Here is a 20,552-nt window from a genome sequence, read left to right as displayed (position 1 = left end):
GGCTGGAGCACTATCTACGTTACAGGCTCGAGGCCTTGGAGCGAGCTCGGCTTCCTGACCTTCCCCCGATGATCAGTCGGGGACTATTGCCCACAATGAGGCAGCAGTCGAGATACAAGGAGCGAGCTTGCTCGCGAACCTGCTGAGGCGCCTCGATCCACCGGTTGTTCGTGCGAACCCAGGATCCACACTGGCTAGCCGAAATTAGCTAGTGCCACCGTTCAATCGTCCAGTGACGGCCCGATCATCTCGGCCAGCTGCGGATACACACCTGGACAGGCGACAAGATAAGGATTGCCGAGCAGCAACCCATCATTGCGGAAGAAGTCGTTGACATGACCGCCCGCCTCTTTCACCAGCACCAGCCCGGCCATGCAGTCCCAACTTTTCAGCTCCGTTTCGTAGTAGCCGAGCAGTCTTCCGGCCGCCACGTAGGCGGTCATCAGTGCGCCTGAGCCGTTTCGGAAGAACATGCCACCTTCGGCCAGCAGCTTTTCCATGAATGGAATGAAGTGTTCTTTACCACGCGGATGAAACGTGCCGGTGGCGGTCACGCCTTGCCCGACGTGTGTTGCCGTGCTGACCTTCAACGGCGTGTCATTGACGAATGCACCTCTACCCAGACAACCATGAAACAGCTCGTTGTGGTTGGGGTCGGCGATTGCGCCCAGGTGCGGCTCGCCGTCGATCAGCAAGCCGATCGACACGCACCAGTTGTGCAGGCCATTGACGAAGCAGGCGGTGCCATCGATCGGGTCGATGACCCAGACGCAGCGTGCGCCCAGATCAGCCGAGCCACTTTCTTCCCCGAGGAAGCCGTCCTCAGGGAAGAGCTGAGTCAAGCGCTCACGGATAAAGACTTCGATCTGCTTGTCGGCAATGCTGACCACGTCCTGCAGATCGTCGCCCTTGTGTTCGACGGTCAGTGCCTCACGCTTGCGATAGAAGTCCATGCCCAGCTGCGCGGCCTCGAGGGCAAGGGATTTGGCGCTGGCATAGCGCGCGTCGATATCGAGGAATTGCTCGGAAGTCATGACCGTCCTGTGAAGCGAGTGCGCGGCTGCCGCGCGGAAGGCGGATTCTAGAGAATTGGTGGCGTTGGGCATACCGGACGATGCGTCTCACGCGCGGGAGCGCGCTGACAAGGGGTCCACCTGGCGCGACTGACCAGGCGGAGCCGCTCACCATGCTCAGCGCTATTCGTCGCCCTGCTCGTGCAGGCGCACATTGAGCTCATCGACCACCGGCGCCCATTCGGCGTCGTCCATCAGCTGCTCCTTGAGAAACGAGCCTTGGGCTTCGCTCCAGAACGGCGCTTCGGAAACCTTCATATGGTTCGGGATCGGGCGGTGGCTGGCGATGAAGGCGTCAATACTGGCCGGGTCCGAAGGCAGGCCGAGTTGTTCGAAAAGTGTACCGAGGTCTTTGTTAGGTAATTCCATGAACGGGCTCCGTCAGGCTATGCAGGAAGTCTGGACCGCCTCGCGGCAATCCTCTTCTAGATAGAGGCGGTGGAGCGCTGCACAGTTCAACCGGAATCGGGCTCGGGTCCAAGGCCTGTTCGTTTTACGTATCAAGCGGAAACAAAAAACCCGCCGCAGCCCTGGGGCTGCGACAGGTTGGAAAGGGTCAAGCGGCCTTGTCGAACAGCTGCCGTCCCTGATCGAGGCATTGATCGACCAGCCACTTGCCATGGGCGATGGATGCCCGCTGTGCCTGTTCGAGCTCCGCCATGAAGGCGTGCCCAACCGGAAGCGCCATGCGTCGGGTGGTCTGCCCCTGGGGATTGCTGATACGGCATCCACCGGCCCAGGGGGTCGGCGTGCCTGGATGTTCCATTACCTCTGCGGTAATGACGTGGTCACGGTATTCACACTGCATCATGGTCATGGTGTCACCTCGCCTGCTGGTGGCACGGGTTGGCCGCTGGAGCTCGCCTACGTGCCCTGGTAATCCCCCTTCGTCTCCGTTGAATTGCGCAGAATCTCGAGCGCGCAATGGCTCGGCATCCAGTGCTGCTCCTCCATTGTGTATAGCACAGGCACAAATGCTCGCAGGGCCGGTCATCGGATCGATGCGGCCGTGCGAGAACGGGCTATGGAAGGTATTTAGCGGGCGGCAGGCTTCGCGGGTGAAGCCTGCCAGGGGCGAGAGGACGTCAGAAGTCAGGAGCTGCGCAGTTGCTCGTCGGCAAGAAAATCTTCTTCAAGCAAGGCGTCACGGCCTTCGACTTCCAGGGTCTCGCCTTCGAGAGGCGTCGGGGCTGAGGCACGCTTGCTGCGCAGCTTGCCGAATTGATGATTCAACGCATTGTTGAGCTTGTCGATGGCGCCATCGACCGCCAGCTCCAGCGAGGCCGCCTTGTGCGTGACCGATACCGGTTGCAGGCCTTTGGGTCGAGCCTCGATCTGGCAGCGCTTGTCCTGCGCGCCAGCCTTAACGCCGTTCTCGTCGTTCAGGTGCACCACGACGCGGGTGACTTCGTCGTCGAATCGATCCAGCTTGTCGGCAACACTGCCACTGACCCACTCAACGAGACGGGCGCTGCCTTCGATGTGGTTATCGCTATGAACTTGGATCTGCATATGCTCTTCCTTCTACGCGATCAGGTAACCACCGTTCAGCCACAAACGGCCTGATCTAGGAATGCCACTATTGGGCAGAATAAGCAAGACCAAGAAATCCGCGTTTCGCTTGTGGTCAATCGCCCGGTTCGGGCGGTGTGATATCGAGAAATCGAATCAGCTGTCAGCTGACAATTTCTTCTTCGGGTAGATGTCGTAACGGCTGGACTTGCCCTCGAGGCTGTAGCCCGGCTTGGGTCCGTCGATGGTCGGCGCTTTGCGTGGCCGCTTCACCACTACCCGGTGGCTGGCCAGCGCCAAAGCCTGTTCGAGCAAGGCGCCAGCGTCCAGATCGTCGCCAACAAAGGGCCGGAACAGGCGCATTTCCTTTTTCACCAATGCGCTTTTTTCCCGGTGCGGAAACATCGGATCAAGATAGATGACCTGCGGCGGTTCGCCCTGCCACTGGCCCATCAGCTCGATGGCATTGCCCTGCTGTAGACGCATACGATCGACGATAGCGCGCACCTCAGCATCCTCAAAACCACGTCGCAAACCATCCTCCAGCAGTGCGGCAATCAATGGCTGACGCTCGAACATCACCATTTCGCAGCCCAGCGTGGCCAGCACGAAAGCATCTCGGCCGAGGCCCGCCGTGGCGTCGAGCACACGGGGACGGATGCCGGGTTGGATACCTACCGCCTTGGCGATCATTTGCCCGCTGCCACCGCCGAACTGACGACGATGCGCAGCGCCGCCTTCGACGAAATCCACCAGCACCGGCCCTGGCGCGTGCGGGCCGAGCAGCTGCAGCTGCAGGCCGGCCTCCCCGAGCTGCAGGGCGAACTCCGCCTCGTCCGCTTGCATCGGCAACCCCAGCCGTGACGCCCAGGCACCGACCAGCTCCGCAAATTGCGGTGCGAGGGCTTCGATACGGACCAACGGGCATGAGGCGGTCATAGGGGAAACTCAGGGTCGGAAAAACGCCGCATTCTGCCAGAGGCAACGCCCGGATGCCTCAGCGGCACATGCCGAAACCGCCCATATCCACATGGAAATGATTGTGATGGGCCGCGTTGTACTCAGGGCTCAGGGTGATCTTGAAAACATTGCAGGCGGCTGCCTTTACTTCGCGTAGGAAGCGCGCTTTGTCGTCATCGCCCTTCCAGTCACGCGCTACGGTAATGCGTGTGCCGTCCTCCAGCCTGAAGCCGGCCAGGTCCAGCGCGTTTGCCGAAGCGTGCTGGCTTCGCCTGTTGCTTCGCGCGATATTGCGGCAGGCGAAGCTGCCGAAATGATCGACCCGAACCACAGGCTGGCCGAATACCCGCTGTGCGGCAGGCTGCATTCCATGCCTTTCGAACAGTGCATAGGCCGCAGCCAGTGGGCAGGTGGCTAAAAATGCATTGTTGAACCGAACCGCCGAACCACTGACACGTACCGCATTGTCCACCGGACAGCCAGACTGCGGCGTGCTGTCAGGCACGGCTACATAGTTCAGATCGGAAGTCTTCAATGCCTGCTCGCACAGTGCACGATCCTGCTGTAACCGCTGCAGTTTGAACGAGGTCAGCAGGTTCGGCGTCTCGCGGATATCCAGTGGCGCCCAGGGGTTCCACTTCGCCGGGACGTCGACATGCCCACGCCAGACGGCGTAGGCGAACCCAGCCAGCGCGACGAGCAGCAACAGGAAGAAACGGCCGAAGGTCATAGGCTTTTCGGCAACGCCGAGACTTGAAGGTTGCAGCGCAGCCGCTAGTGTTCTGGACTTTCAGCGCTGCCCAGGCGCGCCGAGCAGTGAGAGCTGCGAATCGGTTTGCATGGGCGACGCGGCTAATGGCGGCAAGCCTGGGAGCCGCACGCTGAGAAGGTCATGGAAGCGCATGGCCAGCTCCGGCGCCAGTTGGTTGTCAGGGGTATGCAGGTAAACATGCGGGCGCTTGCCCGCCTCTATCCACTCAGCGACCTTGCTCAGCCAAGGGGCCAGAAAGCGATCGTTCGCTTCCAATTCGGGATGCCCGACAAATCTGAGCTGCGGAGATTCGCTGAACGCCGCAGGCCGCACCGGTAACCGTGGTTTCTTGCGCTGCGCATGCAGCAACGCAGGATCGCTGGACCGACAGCTGAACAGCGCACGGGTGTCCATGCAGATCCGCTCGACGCCTCGCTCACGCAGCATCCGGTTCAACGCCCGCTCCTCTTCGCCTTTGCCAAAGAACGCGGCATGCCGCACTTCCACGGCAAGCGGGCGATCCAGCGTCTCGATCAGCTGCGCCAGCTCGTCAAGACGCGCCGGGCCGAACGACGCGGGCAGCTGCAACCAGAACGGCGTCACCCGTGACCCAAGGGGCGCCAGGAGGGTACGGAACGAGCGGATCAGATCCTCGACTTCACGTAAATCAGGCGCCTGACTGATATCACGCGGCAGCTTGGCGCAGAAGCGGAAGCCTACCGGCATCAGGGCCGCCCAGCGCTCAATTTTCTCCTCCGAAGGCCACGCATAAAGCGTGGTGTTGCCCTCGACCGTGTTGAACACCGAGCAATAGCGCGCCAGATATTCGCTTGCGGGCAGCCCAGACGGATAGAGCGAACCGCGCCATCCGGCGTCGTTCCACGAGGGGCAACCAAGAAAATAGGGAAGGTTCAAACGCGTTCAATACGCCTCAGGCGTAGAGATCAAGGCCGAGCACTTCATGGGCGTCAAGGTCGGCCGTGAAGCTGGCGGTAGTGCCATAGCTCTGCAGCGCCTGCGTGGCACGACTGGTGAGCGGACGTTCCATCATGGCTTCAAAGCGCGCCGGCATGAAGTCGCCGGAGATAACCGAACCGTAATCGGCCGACTGGCTCTTACTGCTTCGGGCGAGGTGTTCGTAGGTGGAATCGGCTTGACTGGCCGGCGTGACGATGGACTCGCGCGCCTGTTCCGCAGCCCTTTCGCTTTCGCGATAAGGGACCGGCGCACTGCCAGGATGGGCAGGACGTTCGATGGGATAGGCTGAGGGGGCGAGACCGTTGAGGCGCATCATTCACCTGTTCAAGTTCGTCGACTCTAGCGAGCCGACCCACAATTGGCAATGCCGCTGGTCATCGCGGGGCCTTGGGCGTGGCGACATTGTCACGCAGGTAGATCGGCTGGGCCTGATCGGCCTCTACGGCTTCTCCGCGCGCCCAGGCAAAGCCGGCCAGCGTGAGCAGATCCAAAGCATGCGGCAGCAGGGTCGCCTCGCTTGCAGAGGGCTGAACGGCGAGCCGCGCGGCATAACCCCAGCCGGTGCCCGCACCGAACCATTGGCCTTCGCTTGCGCGAGGCAAGCTGACCTGCTCTGGCGGCAACACCGCCTCGCTGCCAGCCAGCTGCATTTCACCCTGCTGCAGCCGGTAGCAACCCCAGTAGACCTCGTCCATGCGGGCGTCGATCGCCACCGCGACCTGCTCCGCTCCCTGCTCTCGGTGCGCCCGCTGGGCAATGGTTGCCAGGGTCGAGACAGGCAGTACCGGCCGCTCCAGCGCGAACGCCAGCCCCTGTACCACACCAACCGCAATACGCACTCCGGTAAAAGCACCGGGGCCACGGCCAAACGCCAGCGCATCGACTGCCGATAGCGCGATGCCTGCCTCGCTCAGGAGTGTCTGGATCATGGGTAGAAGACGCTGGGCATGCAGCCGCGGGATCACCTCGTAATGGCTCAGCACTCGACCGTCATGCAGCAGCGCGACGGAGCAGGCTTCGGTGGCGGTATCCAGGGCCAGCAGCGTGGTCATCAGATGTTCCGGTCAGCAGCGAAAAGGGTCGCGATTGTAGCAGTTGCGCTTGCGTCGATTGAATATCGAACGACCTCGACAACAAGCAGATAGGTAGAAAACAAAAACGGCCCGCAAGCGGGCCGTTTCGGACATCCAGAAATGTCAGCTAAGCGCTGCCATCACCTTGGCGGTAATCTCTTCCACAGTGCCGACGCCTTCGACGCGGCTGCACTTGGGCGTGCCCTGCACCGCTTCCAGGTTCTGGTAGAAGGCGACCAGCGGCTTGGTCTGGGAATGGTAAAGGCTCAGACGATGACGGATGGTTTCCTCGAGATCGTCCTTGCGCTGAATCAGCTCTTCGCCGGTCAGATCATCGACTCCAGCCACCTTCGGCGGGTTGTGCTCGGTGTGGTAAACGCGCCCTGAAGCCGGGTGTACGCGACGACCCGACAGGCGACCGACGATCTCCTCGTCGTCTACTGCAATCTCCAGCACGTGGTCCAGGTGAACGCCCGCATCACGCAGCGCTTCGGCCTGGGGAATGGTGCGAGGGAAGCCATCAAAGAGGAAACCGTTGGCGCAATCAGGCTGCTGCAGCCGCTCCTGGATCAACGCAATGATGATCTCGTCGGATACCAGACCACCACTGTCCATGACGTCCTTGACCTGCAGGCCCAGCGGCGATTCAGCCTTGACCGCTGCACGCAACATGTCGCCAGTGGAGATCTGCGGAACGGTGAACTTCTCGGTGATGAAGCGGGCCTGTGTGCCTTTCCCGGCACCCGGCGCTCCCAGCAGAATGATGCGCATGGAGTAAGTCCTCAAGTTTGCAAATGGATGCCGCCAGGATCGATGCAACGCACTCTCAGCTCTGGCGAATCAAAAAATCTGGTCTGCCGCCATGCGACAAAAGGTTGAACACGATACACAGCGCACAGAATGCAGACAAGCGGCGCCCGTGGCGCCGCAACAAGCTGGTCAAGACGGGCCTGATAGCACAAGAAAATGCCACAGACTGCTCATGAAAGCGTTTCCCAAACGCGACCTGAGCAGCCCCTATGAGCGTCAGCCGGTGTTGCGTAATCCGGCTGCAATGCCTGCCACGCTGACCAGCAAGGCTTGCTCCAGAGGGCTTTCCGCCGGGCTTTGCTGTTGCCGTGAACGTGCCAGCAGTTCGGTCTGCATCAGATGCAGCGGATCGAGATAGGTATTGCGCAGGCTGAACGCTTCAAGGCTGGTTGGGTTGTGCGCCAGCAGCACTGACTGCCCGGTCAACTCGAGCACCGCTGCAATCGCCTGCGACAATCTGTCACGCAGATCACACCCTAACGGCAGCAGCTCTGCGCTGACCAGACGCGCGTCGTAGCGCTCGGCGATCTCCGCGTCGGCCTTGGCCAGAACCATCTCGAGCATGTCGATGCGGGTACTGAAAAACGGCCAGTGCTCGCGCATCGTCTTGAGCCGTTCATGTTCGCCCCGCTCCAGCGCGCCACGCAGTGCCTGTTCCCAGCCCAGCCAGGCGGGCAGCATCAGTCGCGTCTGGGTCCAGGCGAATATCCAGGGAATCGCGCGCAGACTTTCGACACCGCCTTCGCGGCGCTTCGATGGGCGGCTGCCCAGCGGCAGACGTCCAAGCTCCTGTTCCGGCGTTGCCCGGCGGAAATACTCAACGAACTGCGGATGGTCGCGCACCACGCTGCGGTAGGTCGACACGCCGTCTGCCGCGAGCTTTTCCATGGTTTCACGCCAGTCCGGCTCGGGCATCGGTGGAGGCAGCAAGGTCGCTTCGAGCACAGCGGCCAGGTAAAGGCTGAGGTTTTGCTCGGCGATATCCGGCAGGCCGAACTTGAAACGGATCATTTCCCCCTGCTCGGTGGTTCGGAATCGCCCCGCCACCGATCCCGGTGGCTGCGAAAGAATGGCCGCGTGGGCCGGTCCACCGCCACGTCCAACCGTGCCGCCACGGCCGTGGAACAGCAGCAGTTCAACTTGATGGTCACGGCAGATCTCGACCAGGCTTTCCTGCGCACGGTACTGCGCCCAGGCCGCCGCGGTGGTGCCGGCATCCTTTGCAGAATCCGAATAGCCGATCATCACTTCCTGGGGGCCGTGCAGACGCTGCCGATAGCCGGGCAACCCAAGCAGTTTGTCGATGGCCGGGCCGGCATTGTCGAGATCAGCGAGTGTCTCGAACAGCGGCACGACTCGCATTGGGCGTTGCAGCCCGGCCTCCTTGAGCAGCAGCTGTACTGCCAGCACATCCGAGGCGCCCTTGGCCATGGAGATGACATAGGAGCCGAGCGAGGCGCCGGGGGCCTGTGCCACTACGCGGCAGGTATCCAGCACTTCTGCCGTTTCGGCCGAGGGTTGGAAGTTCGGCGGTAGCAACGGTCGACGGTTGTTCAATTCCAGCTGCAGGAAATCCAGACGCTGCTGCTCATCCCACTGATCGTACTGGCCGATACCCAGGTAATCGGTAATCTCCGCCAGCGCCGCGACATGCCGGGACGAGTCCTGACGGACATCCAGACGCACCAGAAACAGACCGAACGCAGCGGCCCGGCGCAGGGTGTCGAGCAAGTCGCCGTCGGCGATCATGCCCATGCCGCAGGCGTGCAGCGAGTGGTAACAGAGCTCCAGCGGTTCGCACAGATCGCGGTTGTCCAGCAACACGTCTGCTGGTGCAGACTGGTCATGCTCGATCGCCACACTGACCCAGTCGCGCGTGGCCTGCAGACGTTCGCGCAGGGTCTTGAGCAGGGCTCGGTAGGGCTCGGCCGACTGCCCGCTGCGGCTGAGCAGTTCATCGCTGGCGGTCTGCATCGATAGCGCTGTGATCAAGCCGTCGATATCGCGCAGGAACAGGTCTGCCGCAACCCAGCGCGCCAAGAGCAGGACCTCCCGGGTTACCTTCGCCGTCACATTGGGGTTGCCGTCACGGTCTCCGCCCATCCAGGACGCAAAACGGATCGGCGCGACGTCCAGCGGCAGATGCAGGCTGGTGGAGCGTTTAAGCGCCTGATCGGTCTGCCGCAATACATTCGGAAGCGCTTGCCACAGCGAGTTCTCGATCACGGCAAAGCCCCACTTCGCCTCCTCCACCGGTGTTGGGCGGCTGCGACGAATCTCTTCGGTGTGCCAGGCCTCGGCCACAAGCCGCTGCAGGCGCAGCTCGATCTTGGCCAGTTCACCCTGGCCAAGGTCAGTGTGATCCCGCGCCGCCAGCTGCGCGGCAATGGCGTCGTATTTCTGAATCAAGGTGCGCCGCGAGACTTCGGTCGGATGTGCGGTCAGCACCAGCTCGATATCGAGTCGGCCAACCTGGCGTGCCAGGAACTCCTGGCCAAATCCTTCGCCTTTAAGGCGTTCGAGCAGGCCATCCAATGCGCCGGCTTCGGAAGGAGCCGGCTCGTCGGGCCGCCGTCTGCGCACCTGATGATATTGCTCGGCAATATTGGCCAGGTTGAGAAACTGACTGAAGGCCCGGGTCATCGGCAGCATCTCGTCGTCGCCCAGCCCATCGAGCGTTTCCTGCAGGAGTCGGGCCCCGTCTGCCGAGCCGCGGCGCGCGCCCTTGGCGCCCTTGCGGATGCGCTCGATCTTGTCGAAGAAGGCATCGCCGTGTTGCTCGCGAATTGCATTGCCCAGCAGCTCGCCAAGCAGATGAACGTTTTCACGCAGACGCGCGTCAATCTTCGCCATGTTCGCCTCTCTTTACAGGCCGCCGCATCGGAAGTTCGTAAACGAATGCTCACGATGCTGAACGGCTACGCTGTAGGAACCGTCCAAACAGAGTGCACAGCGTCTACGACGAAGACAAGGCATAGCAGAACAAGCCTGTCGATGCTGGCTCGCAATACCCGCCAATATTGCTCGCGAGGCGAGCTAAGGATGGAGCTAGATGAAAATTTCAGAACTGGTCCGTGAATGGGAAAGCAGTGCAAAGGGCCGCATGAGCGCCGCCCAGTACACCATCCCATTGGATGTCGAAAGCGCGGCAAGGCTGGCAGCTCTGGCCGAGATGTATCCGAAGCGCAGCACTGAAGAGCTGCTCGGTGAGCTGGTCGGCGCAGCCCTCGAAGGGATCGAGACCAGCCTTCCCTACGAGCAGGGTTCCAAGGTCATTTCGACGGACGAGCAAGGCGACCCGATCTACGAAGACATCGGACCAACGCCGCGCTTCCTGGCACTCGCGCGTAAACATCTCGAGCGTTTGCTTGCCGAACGGGCTGAAAATTCTGATCGGTCCTGAGACGCTGAAAACAGCCGTCCGTGGCGTATCGAGGTAGCGTTTTCTCGCCACCTCGCGCCTTGTTCGATGGCTCTAGATCGCTGCCTTCTCATCGTTGCGTTTGTTTTTTACTGGAACGATTGCAGCCAGCTGGCCTCACAAAAACATGCCCGTTCTGATTGCTGACCATTTTTAACAAGTGCAAGCCACAGCGTAACGGGCACTGTTTTCGATATCCCATCCGATATCCCAATGGAGACTGGCCATGAAAATGAACACCATCGAAAGCCCGCTATCGCGATTCCAGCTACCCAAGCTGGCAGCCGTTGCACTTGGGGGCCTGTTGCTGGTTGGCTGTGCCGGCAATCCACCCAACGAGCAGTTCGCTGTAACCGAATCGGCCGTCCGTAGCGCCGTCAGCGCTGGGGCTACCCAGTACGCTCCCGTGGACATGCGTGCCGCTCAGGAAAAGTGGAAGCAAGCCGAACTTGCCATGCAGAAAGAAAACTATGACGAAGCCCGTCGACTTGCACAGCAGGCCGAATGGGACGCACGCGTTGCGGAGCGCAAGGCACAAGCTGCCAAGGCCCAAAAGGCCGTTGAGGACGCCCAGAAGGGAATTCAGGAGCTGCGCGAAGAAAGCATGCGCGGCCTTCAGCAGTAACCCTTTCCCTTCCGCACTCCCTTTAGCAGAGGATGAATCGACATGCATAAGCTAGTAGCCATCCCCACAGCGATCGCCATGAGCATCGGTCTTGCTGCTTGCTCGTCGCAGCCTAACCAGAATCTGGAAACGGCACGCAGCGAGTTCGCATCACTGCAGAGCAATCCGCTGTCACAAAAATATGCCGCCCTGGAAACCCAGGACGCTTCCAAACAACTCGACGAAGCCAACAAGGCCTATCTGAGCGACGCGGATGAAGAGCGCGTCGACCAGCTTGCCTATCTGGCCAACCGCCGGATTGACCTGGCCGAGCAGACCATTGAATTGCGCAAGGCTGAGCAACAGATCGAGCAGGCATCCACCAAGCGCGCGCAGGCGCGGCTTGAATCTCGCGAGGCGATGCTCAAGCGTCAGCAGGACGAGATCCGCCAGCTGCAGCAGGACCTGGAGGCCAAGCAGACCGAGCGCGGCACTCTGGTAACCTTTGGCGACGTGTTGTTCGACCTGAACAAGGCTGAGCTCAAGTCAGCCGGCATGCGTGATGTACAGAAGCTGGCGGAGTTTCTAAACGAAAATCCGGAGCGCAAGGTCATGGTCGAAGGCTATACCGATAGCACCGGCTCCGACTCTTACAACCAGCAGCTGTCGGAGCGTCGAGCTGAAGCGGTGCGCCGTGCGCTGGTCCGTTCCGGTGTGGAAATCGATCGAATCCAGACCGTCGGCTACGGTGAAGCGTATCCGGTCGCAAGCAACGACTCGCCAGCAAGCCGGGCGATGAATCGTCGCGTCGAAGTGACGATCTCCAACGATAACAAGCGCGTAGCACCGCGCTCTTCCATGCAGCAATAGCCGCTCGGAAACGCGTCGGCAGTACCGAAGCCCGCCTTATGGCGGGCTTCTTGTTTTCATGGCGGTGCGACGCTACGGCTTGGTTGCCGGAGCCCGCTCGGTCGGCACCTGCTGACCCATGCAGCGGATCGCGCGCTTGCGGTTATCCACCAGCACACCGGTCAGGCCTTTCTGCTCGGTATCGAAAAGCACCAGCACACCGTCGATGCACTCCGCGACCTGGGGCGCGGGCTTGAGCGAGACCCGATAGTCTTCACCGGGAATGGTCTTGAGCATCGTGTAGTCGGCCAGCAACAGGGCGTCCTCCGGCTTGGCGATGTGCACGTAACCATAGAAGGAGAGCACCGCAACGGTGCCTATGACGCTGCCGATGGCGGTGAGAATCAGCGGAATGGGGTTGCGTTCGGACATGACGGGGTCGCCTGATCAAAGGGCCGGTATTGTCGCAAAAATAACGGCTTGAGCGCGAAGCCCGCTCGCTGCCCGCCCCGATCATTCGACGTGGAGCCCTTCCGCCAGGGCCGGCTTGCCGCGAAAGTGCCAGCAAACTTGTTTGGCAGTAATCGTCCACCATTGCCAAGACGAATAGCTCTTCCCGCTCACACGCTAACCATCGAAGGTTGTTCAACTGCTGCGCTGCCATGCTTGCCGTTGCACGCGAGCGTCCACCTGCCTTCAATAGAACGAGCCCGACATGGTCCTATCCGCCAGCCCCGACGCCCCCGACCTGAACCAAGCCTTCGCTGCAGTCCCAGACCTGATCGCTTATTGGGCCAGGCATCGGCCGGACCAATCGGCGCTACTTCAAGATGGGCGCCGCCTGAGTTACGCAGAACTCGACACCTTGATCAGCAGCGTCGCCGCCGCGCTGCAGCGTGACGGTCTGCTGCCCGGCAACTCGTTGGCGATCTGTGCCTACAACTCGATTGAATACGCCGTCGTGTTTCTCGGCGCGTTGCGCGCCGGCTTAGCCGTGGCACCGCTGGCGCCCTCGGCCAGTGCCGAAAGCCTGCTGACCATGCTCGCTGACGCCGCGCCCCGCCTGCTATTTATTGACGCTAATGCGGCGCAACACCTGGAGCCGGTAGAAGCACGCTTGCCCTGTCCAACCCTGCGTCTGGACCAGACGGCGGCGAATGGACTGTCCGGTTGGCTGAGTGATGCCACGCCGGAGCCTGTAGCGATCCAGCCGGAATGGGCGTTCAACATCATCTATTCATCCGGCACCACCGGCGAGCCCAAGGGTATCGTGCAATCGCACGCGATGCGTTGGGCCCATGTTCGACGCAGTGCCGCCTACGGATACGGCGATGAGGCCACCACGCTTATCTCCACGCCGCTGTACTCCAACACCACGCTGGTGGCGTTTCTCCCAACCCTGGCTCTGGGCAGCTGCGTGGTGCTGATGAGCAAGTTCGACGCGGGCGAATACCTGCGCCTCGCCCAGCAGCACCAGGTGACCCATACGATGCTGGTGCCAGTGCAGTACCAGCGGCTCATGGCGCGCGAGGACTTCGAGCAATACGACCTCAGCCGTTTCCGCTACAAGATGTGCACCAGCGCGCCGTTCGGTGCCGCACTGAAAGCCGAAGTCCTGGCGCGCTGGCCCGGCGGGCTGATCGACACCTACGGCATGACCGAAGGCGGCGGCACCTGCATTCTGGCTGCGCACGAGTACCCGGATAAATTGCACACGGTCGGCCGTCCGGCTGAGGGGCATGACATTCGTGTGATTGACGATGAAGGCCACGAGTTGCCTGTCGGCTCGATTGGAGAAATCGTCGGACATTCCCCCGCAATGATGACCGGCTACCTGAACAAGCCCGAGAAAACGGCCGAAGCCGAATGGTTCGACCCCAGCGATAAACGCTTCATCCGTACCGGCGACATTGGTCGCTTCGATGCGGACGGGTTCCTGACGCTGGTTGACCGCAAAAAGGACATGATCATTTCCGGCGGTTTCAATCTCTACCCTAGCGATCTCGAGGCGATTCTGCGTGAGCATCCGGCCATCGCCGATGTCGCTGTGGTCGGCGTGCCATCGACGCGCTGGGGTGAAACGCCGGTCGCCTTCGTGGTGCTCGCCAAGGGCGAGATGGCGACCCCCGAGGCGCTGCTGGACGGGTTCAACAGCCGCGTGGGCAAGACGCAACGCCTGGCGCAACTGGTGCTGACGGACGAGCTGCCGCGCAGTGCCATCGGTAAAGTGCTCAAGCGTCAACTACGCGATCAATACCAGGCTGAGCACGGCGCAGCTGACTGAAGAGAACCAGCCAGCGCCCCCGGGCGCTGGCGCCGCGGCCGGGGCGGCTCATCGAGACCGCAACGTGCCTGGTGCGGATCAATAACCGCGCTGGATATCAATCACGCCGCTGATGGTTCGGCCATCTTCCAGCGCGACGATCTTCTCGGCGATCTGAACGATGGTCGCCTCGCGCAGCGTTCGCGCGGAAACATGCGGGGTGAGCGACACCTGCGGCATCTGCCAGAACGGATGCGAAGACGGCAGCGGTTCCTCACGGAACACGTCCAGCACTGCGCGAGTCACCTTGCCCTCTTCGATGGCACGGCAGAGATCCTCATCGACCAGATGCTCGCCGCGACCCACGTTGACGACTACCGCGTCAGGCCGCAGCCGTGACAGCAGCGAATAGTCGATCAGATCGCGGGTGCTGTCGGTCAAGGGCAGCGTATTGACCAGCACGCGTGTTTCACCAAGAAAATCATTCAACCCTGTCTCGCCAGCAAAGCAGCGCACGCCGTCGAGGCGGTGCTCGGAGCGCGACCATCCCATCACCGGGTACTCCAGCGTCGCCAGCGTTTTGGCGACACGCTGGCCAATATGCCCGAGCCCGAGCACGCCAACCGGCCACTCGCTGCGTTCGATGGGGCGCCGCAGCTTCCACTGACCGGCCGCCTGCTGTTCACGATAGGCGTCCATGTCACGGCTGATGCCGATCACGTGATAGGCCACGTATTCAGCCATTTGCACCGCCATGCCCGCGTCTTCGAGGCGAACAATCGGAATGTCGCGTGGCAGATTCGGCATGCGTACCAGCGCATCCACGCCGGCGCCGAGGTTGAACACGGCCTTCAGCTGCGGCTCTTTATCGAACAGCGCAGCGGGTGGATGCCAGACGATGGCGTAATCCGCACCGCAACCCGGATTGTACGGCTGCCAGACCTGGATATCGGCGTCTGGCAGCTGTTGCTGAATCAGGCTGGTCCAGCGCTCGGGTTTGGGATCGGCGGCGACGAAGAGGATTTTCATGCTCACTCCGTTTTATTCCTTGGAAGACATCTGCAACGCGCAAAGCGTACTGCTATATCGCATAGACATGCCCATTGGCTTCCAGCAGGCGCAACAAGGCAGGCCAGGTCAGTTTGGCGGCGCTGCCCAGCTCTGCGGATTGCTGGCGCGTCGTTTCGATGGCAGCGGCTGACGGCATGTGCGTCGGGCCGCAGGCCTGGGCGCGGACCTGAATCTCGCAGGCCTTCATCAGGAAGTAGAGGTAGGTGAAGGCTTCGGCGACGGTGCCGCCCGCCGTCAGCACGCCGTGGTTGCGCAGCATCATCATGCGCTTGTCGCCGAGGTCGCGGATCAGCCGCTCGCGTTCGCTCAAGTCCAACGCCACGCCTTCGTATTCGTGATAGCAGAGGTGATCGAGGCAGAGCATCGCCGTCTGGCTCAGCGGCAGCAGTCCATCGCGATGCGCCGAGACTGCCACACCGTCGGCGGCGTGAAGATGCATCACCGCCCCGGCGTCCTCACGCCCCATGTGCACGGCGCTGTGGATGGTGAAGCCGGCCGGGTTGACCCGATGCAGGCTGCCGCTCTGAACAATTTGCCCTTCCTGATCCACCTTTACCAACGACGAGGCGGTGATCTCCTGGAACAACAGCCCGTACGGATTGATCAGAAAATGATGTTCCGGCCCCGGCACGCGGGCGGAGAGATGGGTGAACACCAGATCATCCCAGCCGAAGTGCGCGACCAAACGATAGGCGGCAGCCAAGTCCTTGCGCACCTGCCATTCGGCTTCCCGGTTCGTAGCGGTTGAATCTTGCATCGCATCTGCTCCGTTGATTTGGAAGGCGCCAGCCGGCGCGGGCCCTTGTAATTGCTTGTCGCCCCTCAGGCCTGTTCGGCGCCGACGGCGTGTTTGCGGTTTTCTTCTTCCTGCAGCGCACGCCACATCAGCTTGCCAGTGGAGGAGCGAGGCAACGAGCTGACGAACTCCACATAGACCGGCGCCTTGTAGGCGGCCATCTCGGCCTTGCACCAGTCGATGATGTCCTGCTCGCTGACCTGCCCGGCCTGGCCCTCACGCAGCACAATGCACGCCTTCACCGTCTCGCCGCGCTTGGGGTCGGGCCGCGAGATAACGCAGCACTCCTGAATGGCCGGGTGGCGATACATCAGGCTTTCTACTTCCGACGGCCAGACCTTGAATCCGGAGGCATTGATCATCCGCTTGACCCGGTCGACCAGGAAGAAATAGCCCTCTTCATCGTAGTAGCCCATGTCGCCGGTGCGGAAAAATCGGTGGCCGTCCAGTTCGATGAACGCGCGCTCGGTTTCTTCAGGGCGGTTCCAGTAGCCCTGGAACAGTTGCGGCCCACGGCTGACGATTTCGCCCACTTCATCCGGGCCAAGCTCCTGCCCGGTGTTCAGGTCGATGACGCGGCTGTCGACGTCGAACACCGGAATCCCGAGGCACTGCGCCTTGGGTCGCGGCACCGGGTTGATGTGGGTGGCGGCGATGGTCTCGGAAAGCCCATAGCCTTCGATGTAGCGCAGGCCGGTCAGCCGATGCAGCTTTTCTTCCACCGCTTTGGGCATCGCCGCGCCACCGCCACCGACGCTGACCAGACTGGACAGGTCGTAGCGCTCCAAATCCGGATCGGAGAGAAAATCGATGGCCATGGTGGCGATGTTGACCCAGCCGGTCACCTGGTGGCGCTCGATCAGCTGCGCGGCAACCTTGCGGTCCCAGCGGGTCATGATCACGGCGGTGCCACCGTTGTAGATCGGCCCGCTCATGGCCCCCTGCATGCCGGTCACATGGAAATACGGCAGGGTTGCGAGGATCACCGATTCGCTGGTGCTGTTGGTCCAGACCACCCGATGAATGATGGTCGCCATGGCCGAGCGATGGGTGTGCATGCAGCCTTTTGGCGCGCCGGTGGTGCCGGAGCTGTAGGGGAACACGCAGAGATCGTCCGGCCCGGCCGTGTGCGGGCCGGGTCTGCAGCCTGCGTTGAGGGCATCACGCCAGCCGACGCCCCCCGTGAAACTCGGGGTGACCGCCGCAGCCTGCACTTCAGCCGGCAGCGCCAGGTCGGTGGGCACTCGCACGTAGTCTGAATACGCGGCGACCACGACATGGCGTAGGTTCGCGGTTCCGACCAGCGGAGCGATGAAGCCGGTCAGCTCCTGCCCACAAAGGCACACGGAGGCGCCGGTGTCGTGCAGATAGTGCTCCAGCTCGGCGCTGTGGTTCATGGGGTTTACCGGGATCACCACAGCATCGGCGCGCAGAATCGCGTAATAGGCGATGGTGAATTGCGGGGAGTTCTGCATGTACAGCAGTACCCGATCGCCTTTTTCCACGCCCAGATGCTGAAGGTAACCGGCCAGCGCCTCCACCTCGCGCAGGAGTTCGGTATAGGTGATCAGGGTGTCGTAATAGACGATGGCTGGCTTGTCGGGAAAACGCCGCGCCGAGATCTCGAGATTGGTGAACAGGCTGGTTTCCGGCACGCTCAGGTGCTTGGGCAGATCGTCAGGCCAGACCGCATGATGACGAGTGAACATTACAGAACTCCTGAATCGCAATTGTTGGCCAGATCGGCCACAGCCCACTCTTCGCCCCATTCGAGCCAGGCACGGGTTTCGCGCAGCGGGGTGATGGCGATGCGCTTCTCGCGCAGCGCTGCGACGTCGAGTTCGGGGTCCGTGAGGTGAGCCGATGAGTGCTCGAAGCCAAGCCACCAGTACGGCAAGCCTCGCCCGTCATGGCCCGCCTGCAAACGCGGCCGGGTGATCGAGCCATGGGACTGACGGGTCATTCGCAGATGGCTGACAAGGTCAGCCGAGCACGCCGGGAAATTCACGTTCCAGCAGCAGCCGTTCTCTTCGCGACGTGCCCACAGCGCACGGATGGTAGCCGCGGCGTAGCGCTCGACGCCTGACCAGTCGATGGCGGTTCGATCAAGGAAGGCCTGGCTCAGACCGATAGCCGGCACGCCCAGCAGATCAGCACTGAGCACCGCCCCAAGGGTGCCGGAATAAGGCACCGAGTCGCCGATGTTCGCCCCGCTGTTGATGCCGGACAGCACCAGATCCGGCGGCGCGTCCTGCAGCCATTCGGCCATGGCGAACATGACGCAGTCCGACGGCGTGCCGGAGACGGCGAAGCGGCGTTCACCGTGGTGGTACACCCGCAACGGCGCATGCACCGAAATGCCCTGACCCGTGCCGCTCTGGTCGTGCTCGGGTGCGACCACCCAGACTTCCTCGGCCAGTTGCGCGGCAATTCGCTCGAGCAGTGCCAACCCCGGCGCGGCGATACCGTCGTCATTGGTCAGAAGGACGCGCCGTAATAATGGTTTGCTCATGCCACCACCCCGCTATTGCCACGCTGGGCGATCCGCCAGCCCGCCTCAGCCAAGAGACCGGCACGTTGGCCAACCTGCAACGCATCGGCATTGCTGGCATTGCCCTGCAGGGCTCGCGCATACACGCCCTGCAGAATCGCCGCGAGCCGGAACAGTGAAAACGCCACGAACACATGCCAGTCGTCGATGCCGTCACGCCCGCTCTTCAGGCAATACCGTTGCAGCACCTCGTGCTCTGACGGAATACCCTGCGCCTTCAGATCGATGCCGATCAGACCACGCAAACCGTCGACGCCGGCTGGCAGGTGATACGGCAGGCAGAAGTAGGCCAGGTCCGCCAGCGGATGGCCGACGGTGGACAGCTCCCAATCCAGAATCGCCGCGACCTTCGCCTCGCCCGGCGCGAAGATCAGATTGCCGAGGCGGTAGTCACCGTGGGCAATGGCGCATTCGTCTTGCTGCGGGACCTGCTCCGGCAGCCATTGCATCAGATGTTCCATCGCCGGCATGTCGCCGGTGCGAGACGCCTGATACTGACCGGACCAGCGTTTCACCTGACGGGCGAAATAGCCCTGAGCCTTGCCGAAATCGCTCAACCCCGCCGCTTCAACGTCGACCTGATGCAGCGCGGCCAGCGTATCGATAGCGGCCAGGTGGATCGATTGGCGTTCGGCGACCGGCAATTCGTCCAGGGCCGGGTGACTAAAGATTCGTCCTTCAATGTGGTCCATTACGTAGAACGCGGTGCCGATGATGCTTTCGTCTTCGCACAGCAGGTACACCGAGGGCACCGGCACGCTGCTGTGCTCGGAGAGCGCACGGATCACCTTGTACTCGCGTTCGACCATGTGCGCCGAGGGCAGCACCTTGCCCGGCGGTTTCTTGCGCAGCACGTAACGGCGCCCGGCGCTTTCCAGAAGGTAGGTGGGGTTGGACTGGCCGCCTTGAAACTGATGGACCAGCAGATCGTCACCCATCTGCGGCAGATGCTCGCGCAGGTATCGAGCCAACACCGCCTCGTCGAATCGATGGGCAGGCAGCACGTCGATCAGCTCGGGTTCGTTCATCGTTGCGCCCTCAACATGCGGTTTCGCCACCATCGGCGACGATCACCTGGCCAGTGATATAGGCACTGGCGGGCGCCGCCAGGAATACCGCCAAACCGGCAATATCCACCGGCTCACCGATACGGCGCAGCGGTGTCTTTTCGGCGGCGCGGCGAACCCGCTCGGGATCATCGAGCAATGCCTTGGCGAAATCGGTACGCACCAGCCCCGGCGCGATGGCGTTGACGCGGATGCCCTTTGGTCCCCACTCCGCCGCGAGATTGCGCGCCAGTGCCGCTTCGGCGGCCTTGGAAACGCCATAGGTACCGATCACGGTGTTGCCGCGCAATCCCGCAATGCTGGAAAGCATGATGACCGCGCCTTCGCCACGCTCGGCCATTTGCGGCAGCACCATGTTGGACAGCCAGAAGGTGCCCTTGACGTTGGTGTCCATGATCTTGTCCCAGGCGTCGTCGGTCAGCTCGCTGGTGGGACCGTAAACCGGGTTGGTAGCCGCGTTGCAGACCAGCACGTCGATGCGCCCCCAGGTCTGCAAGGTGGTGTCGACCAGCCGTTGCAGATCTTCCTTGCGCCCCACGTGGCAGGGCACGGCGATGGCCTCGAAGCCAGCCGCGTTCAGCTCGGCAGCAACGGCTTCGCAGGCGTCGGCCTTGCGGCTGGAAATCACCACCCGTGCGCCGCAACGGGCCATTTCTTCGGCGATGGAGCGACCGATACCGCGAGTGGAACCCGTGATCAGCGCCACCTTTCCAGACAGGTCGAATAAGGGATTGGTCATCGGACGGCATCCTTCTTGTTGTTTTGGTGGAGGC

The 20,552-nt window shown here is 62.0% G+C and carries 22 protein-coding genes; 4 read left to right on the top strand and 18 right to left on the bottom strand.

Translation table 11 applies throughout. The features are described from left to right. Window positions 1–221 precede the first annotated feature (221 nt). From CXK96_RS08250 to ppc, 11 genes are all read right to left on the bottom strand, one after another. Entirely contained in the window at window positions 222–1,034 is an 813-nt protein-coding gene (locus CXK96_RS08250; RefSeq protein ID WP_102835973.1) for an inositol monophosphatase family protein, read from the bottom strand. A 162-nt stretch (window positions 1,035–1,196) separates the two neighbouring features. Then, a complete protein-coding gene (locus CXK96_RS08245) occupies window positions 1,197–1,442 on the bottom strand; it encodes a DUF2789 domain-containing protein (protein ID WP_102835972.1) in 246 nt (81 codons plus the stop codon). Between the two features lie 187 nt (window positions 1,443–1,629). Then, entirely contained in the window at window positions 1,630–1,890 is a 261-nt protein-coding gene (locus tag CXK96_RS08240) for a hypothetical protein (RefSeq protein WP_102835971.1), read from the bottom strand. A 275-nt stretch (window positions 1,891–2,165) separates the two neighbouring features. Next, on the bottom strand, window positions 2,166–2,585 hold the full coding sequence (locus tag CXK96_RS08235; protein ID WP_102835970.1) for an HPF/RaiA family ribosome-associated protein: 420 nt from the start codon (window positions 2,583–2,585) through the stop codon (window positions 2,166–2,168). Between the two features lie 156 nt (window positions 2,586–2,741). After that, window positions 2,742–3,524, bottom strand: a complete 783-nt coding sequence (locus CXK96_RS08230; RefSeq protein ID WP_102835969.1) for a class I SAM-dependent methyltransferase — start codon at window positions 3,522–3,524, stop codon at window positions 2,742–2,744. A gap of 58 nt (window positions 3,525–3,582) precedes the next feature. Continuing rightward, window positions 3,583–4,275, bottom strand: coding sequence for an extensin family protein (locus tag CXK96_RS08225; protein WP_102835968.1), 693 nt, complete (start codon window positions 4,273–4,275; stop codon window positions 3,583–3,585). Window positions 4,276–4,335: 60 nt separating this feature from the next. After that, window positions 4,336–5,211: a DUF72 domain-containing protein gene (locus tag CXK96_RS08220; RefSeq protein WP_102835967.1), complete on the bottom strand. Its 876-nt coding sequence runs from the start codon at window positions 5,209–5,211 to the stop codon at window positions 4,336–4,338. 16 nt (window positions 5,212–5,227) lie between these two features. After that, on the bottom strand, window positions 5,228–5,590 hold the full coding sequence (locus tag CXK96_RS08215; RefSeq protein ID WP_256061593.1) for a hypothetical protein: 363 nt from the start codon (window positions 5,588–5,590) through the stop codon (window positions 5,228–5,230). 58 nt (window positions 5,591–5,648) lie between these two features. Next, the gene (gene tsaB, locus CXK96_RS08210; protein ID WP_102835966.1) at window positions 5,649–6,326 is read right to left on the bottom strand and encodes a tRNA (adenosine(37)-N6)-threonylcarbamoyltransferase complex dimerization subunit type 1 TsaB; all 678 of its coding nucleotides are present in this window, start codon (window positions 6,324–6,326) and stop codon (window positions 5,649–5,651) included. 144 nt (window positions 6,327–6,470) lie between these two features. Then, on the bottom strand, window positions 6,471–7,118 hold the full coding sequence (adk, locus tag CXK96_RS08205; RefSeq protein WP_102835965.1) for an adenylate kinase: 648 nt from the start codon (window positions 7,116–7,118) through the stop codon (window positions 6,471–6,473). Window positions 7,119–7,373: 255 nt separating this feature from the next. Further along, the gene (gene ppc, locus CXK96_RS08200; RefSeq protein WP_102835964.1) at window positions 7,374–10,010 is read right to left on the bottom strand and encodes a phosphoenolpyruvate carboxylase; all 2,637 of its coding nucleotides are present in this window, start codon (window positions 10,008–10,010) and stop codon (window positions 7,374–7,376) included. Window positions 10,011–10,209: 199 nt separating this feature from the next. Here ppc and CXK96_RS08195 point away from each other — a divergent pair, with 199 nt between their 5' ends. The 3 genes from CXK96_RS08195 to CXK96_RS08185 all read left to right on the top strand — a co-directional run bounded on the left by CXK96_RS08195 (window position 10,210) and on the right by CXK96_RS08185 (window position 12,052). Then, complete coding sequence (locus CXK96_RS08195; RefSeq protein WP_102835963.1) at window positions 10,210–10,560, top strand: pilin assembly protein; 351 nt, start codon at window positions 10,210–10,212, stop codon at window positions 10,558–10,560. Window positions 10,561–10,804: 244 nt separating this feature from the next. Then, entirely contained in the window at window positions 10,805–11,203 is a 399-nt protein-coding gene (locus CXK96_RS08190; RefSeq protein ID WP_064480276.1) for a DUF4398 domain-containing protein, read from the top strand. A 42-nt stretch (window positions 11,204–11,245) separates the two neighbouring features. Continuing rightward, window positions 11,246–12,052, top strand: coding sequence for an OmpA family protein (locus CXK96_RS08185; RefSeq protein ID WP_102835962.1), 807 nt, complete (start codon window positions 11,246–11,248; stop codon window positions 12,050–12,052). Window positions 12,053–12,124: 72 nt separating this feature from the next. On the opposite strand, the gene CXK96_RS08180 is transcribed toward CXK96_RS08185, so the two are convergent. Beyond that, complete coding sequence (locus tag CXK96_RS08180; RefSeq protein ID WP_064480278.1) at window positions 12,125–12,463, bottom strand: hypothetical protein; 339 nt, start codon at window positions 12,461–12,463, stop codon at window positions 12,125–12,127. Window positions 12,464–12,746: 283 nt separating this feature from the next. Here CXK96_RS08180 and CXK96_RS08175 point away from each other — a divergent pair, with 283 nt between their 5' ends. Further along, on the top strand, window positions 12,747–14,315 hold the full coding sequence (locus CXK96_RS08175) for a class I adenylate-forming enzyme family protein (protein ID WP_102835961.1): 1,569 nt from the start codon (window positions 12,747–12,749) through the stop codon (window positions 14,313–14,315). A gap of 78 nt (window positions 14,316–14,393) precedes the next feature. Here CXK96_RS08175 and CXK96_RS08170 read toward each other — a convergent pair whose 3' ends face one another. The 6 genes from CXK96_RS08170 to CXK96_RS08145 all read right to left on the bottom strand — a co-directional run bounded on the left by CXK96_RS08170 (window position 14,394) and on the right by CXK96_RS08145 (window position 20,518). After that, the gene (locus CXK96_RS08170; protein WP_102835960.1) at window positions 14,394–15,323 is read right to left on the bottom strand and encodes a 2-hydroxyacid dehydrogenase; all 930 of its coding nucleotides are present in this window, start codon (window positions 15,321–15,323) and stop codon (window positions 14,394–14,396) included. A gap of 52 nt (window positions 15,324–15,375) precedes the next feature. After that, window positions 15,376–16,122, bottom strand: a complete 747-nt coding sequence (locus CXK96_RS08165) for a class II aldolase/adducin family protein (protein ID WP_045425379.1) — start codon at window positions 16,120–16,122, stop codon at window positions 15,376–15,378. Between the two features lie 65 nt (window positions 16,123–16,187). Beyond that, a complete protein-coding gene (locus CXK96_RS08160) occupies window positions 16,188–17,870 on the bottom strand; it encodes a long-chain fatty acid--CoA ligase (RefSeq protein ID WP_102835959.1) in 1,683 nt (560 codons plus the stop codon). Next, entirely contained in the window at window positions 17,870–18,673 is an 804-nt protein-coding gene (gene surE / locus CXK96_RS08155; RefSeq protein ID WP_102835958.1) for a 5'/3'-nucleotidase SurE, read from the bottom strand. Before surE ends, CXK96_RS08160 begins: the two co-directional genes overlap by 1 nt. Continuing rightward, window positions 18,670–19,740: a phosphotransferase gene (locus tag CXK96_RS08150; protein WP_102835957.1), complete on the bottom strand. Its 1,071-nt coding sequence runs from the start codon at window positions 19,738–19,740 to the stop codon at window positions 18,670–18,672. Before CXK96_RS08150 ends, surE begins: the two co-directional genes overlap by 4 nt. Window positions 19,741–19,750: 10 nt before the next feature. Then, window positions 19,751–20,518 (bottom strand): SDR family NAD(P)-dependent oxidoreductase, encoded by a 768-nt coding sequence (locus CXK96_RS08145; RefSeq protein WP_102835956.1) that lies wholly within the window; start codon window positions 20,516–20,518, stop codon window positions 19,751–19,753. Window positions 20,519–20,552 lie beyond the last annotated feature (34 nt).

Origin of the sequence: Stutzerimonas stutzeri, assembly GCF_002890895.1 — a bacterium.
Classification (GTDB): Bacteria; Pseudomonadota; Gammaproteobacteria; order Pseudomonadales; family Pseudomonadaceae; genus Stutzerimonas; species Stutzerimonas stutzeri_AB.
This window is presented reverse-complemented; position numbering and strand designations above follow the sequence as displayed.

Coding starts and splice junctions, on each gene's coding strand:
- CXK96_RS08245 (WP_102835972.1), bottom strand. CDS start 1,442: ATGGAATTACCTAACAAAGACCTCGGTACACTTTTCGAACAACTCGGC.
- surE (WP_102835958.1), bottom strand. CDS start 18,673: ATGAGCAAACCATTATTACGGCGCGTCCTTCTGACCAATGACGACGGT.
- CXK96_RS08215 (WP_256061593.1), bottom strand. CDS start 5,590: ATGATGCGCCTCAACGGTCTCGCCCCCTCAGCCTATCCCATCGAACGT.
- ppc (WP_102835964.1), bottom strand. CDS start 10,010: ATGGCGAAGATTGACGCGCGTCTGCGTGAAAACGTTCATCTGCTTGGC.
- CXK96_RS08235 (WP_102835970.1), bottom strand. CDS start 2,585: ATGCAGATCCAAGTTCATAGCGATAACCACATCGAAGGCAGCGCCCGT.
- CXK96_RS08170 (WP_102835960.1), bottom strand. CDS start 15,323: ATGAAAATCCTCTTCGTCGCCGCCGATCCCAAACCCGAGCGCTGGACC.
- tsaB (WP_102835966.1), bottom strand. CDS start 6,326: ATGACCACGCTGCTGGCCCTGGATACCGCCACCGAAGCCTGCTCCGTC.
- adk (WP_102835965.1), bottom strand. CDS start 7,118: ATGCGCATCATTCTGCTGGGAGCGCCGGGTGCCGGGAAAGGCACACAG.
- CXK96_RS08195 (WP_102835963.1), top strand. CDS start 10,210: ATGAAAATTTCAGAACTGGTCCGTGAATGGGAAAGCAGTGCAAAGGGC.
- CXK96_RS08165 (WP_045425379.1), bottom strand. CDS start 16,122: ATGCAAGATTCAACCGCTACGAACCGGGAAGCCGAATGGCAGGTGCGC.
- CXK96_RS08225 (WP_102835968.1), bottom strand. CDS start 4,275: ATGACCTTCGGCCGTTTCTTCCTGTTGCTGCTCGTCGCGCTGGCTGGG.
- CXK96_RS08150 (WP_102835957.1), bottom strand. CDS start 19,740: ATGAACGAACCCGAGCTGATCGACGTGCTGCCTGCCCATCGATTCGAC.
- CXK96_RS08160 (WP_102835959.1), bottom strand. CDS start 17,870: ATGTTCACTCGTCATCATGCGGTCTGGCCTGACGATCTGCCCAAGCAC.
- CXK96_RS08230 (WP_102835969.1), bottom strand. CDS start 3,524: ATGACCGCCTCATGCCCGTTGGTCCGTATCGAAGCCCTCGCACCGCAA.
- CXK96_RS08175 (WP_102835961.1), top strand. CDS start 12,747: ATGGTCCTATCCGCCAGCCCCGACGCCCCCGACCTGAACCAAGCCTTC.
- CXK96_RS08145 (WP_102835956.1), bottom strand. CDS start 20,518: ATGACCAATCCCTTATTCGACCTGTCTGGAAAGGTGGCGCTGATCACG.
- CXK96_RS08185 (WP_102835962.1), top strand. CDS start 11,246: ATGCATAAGCTAGTAGCCATCCCCACAGCGATCGCCATGAGCATCGGT.
- CXK96_RS08250 (WP_102835973.1), bottom strand. CDS start 1,034: ATGACTTCCGAGCAATTCCTCGATATCGACGCGCGCTATGCCAGCGCC.
- CXK96_RS08190 (WP_064480276.1), top strand. CDS start 10,805: ATGAAAATGAACACCATCGAAAGCCCGCTATCGCGATTCCAGCTACCC.
- CXK96_RS08180 (WP_064480278.1), bottom strand. CDS start 12,463: ATGTCCGAACGCAACCCCATTCCGCTGATTCTCACCGCCATCGGCAGC.
- CXK96_RS08240 (WP_102835971.1), bottom strand. CDS start 1,890: ATGACCATGATGCAGTGTGAATACCGTGACCACGTCATTACCGCAGAG.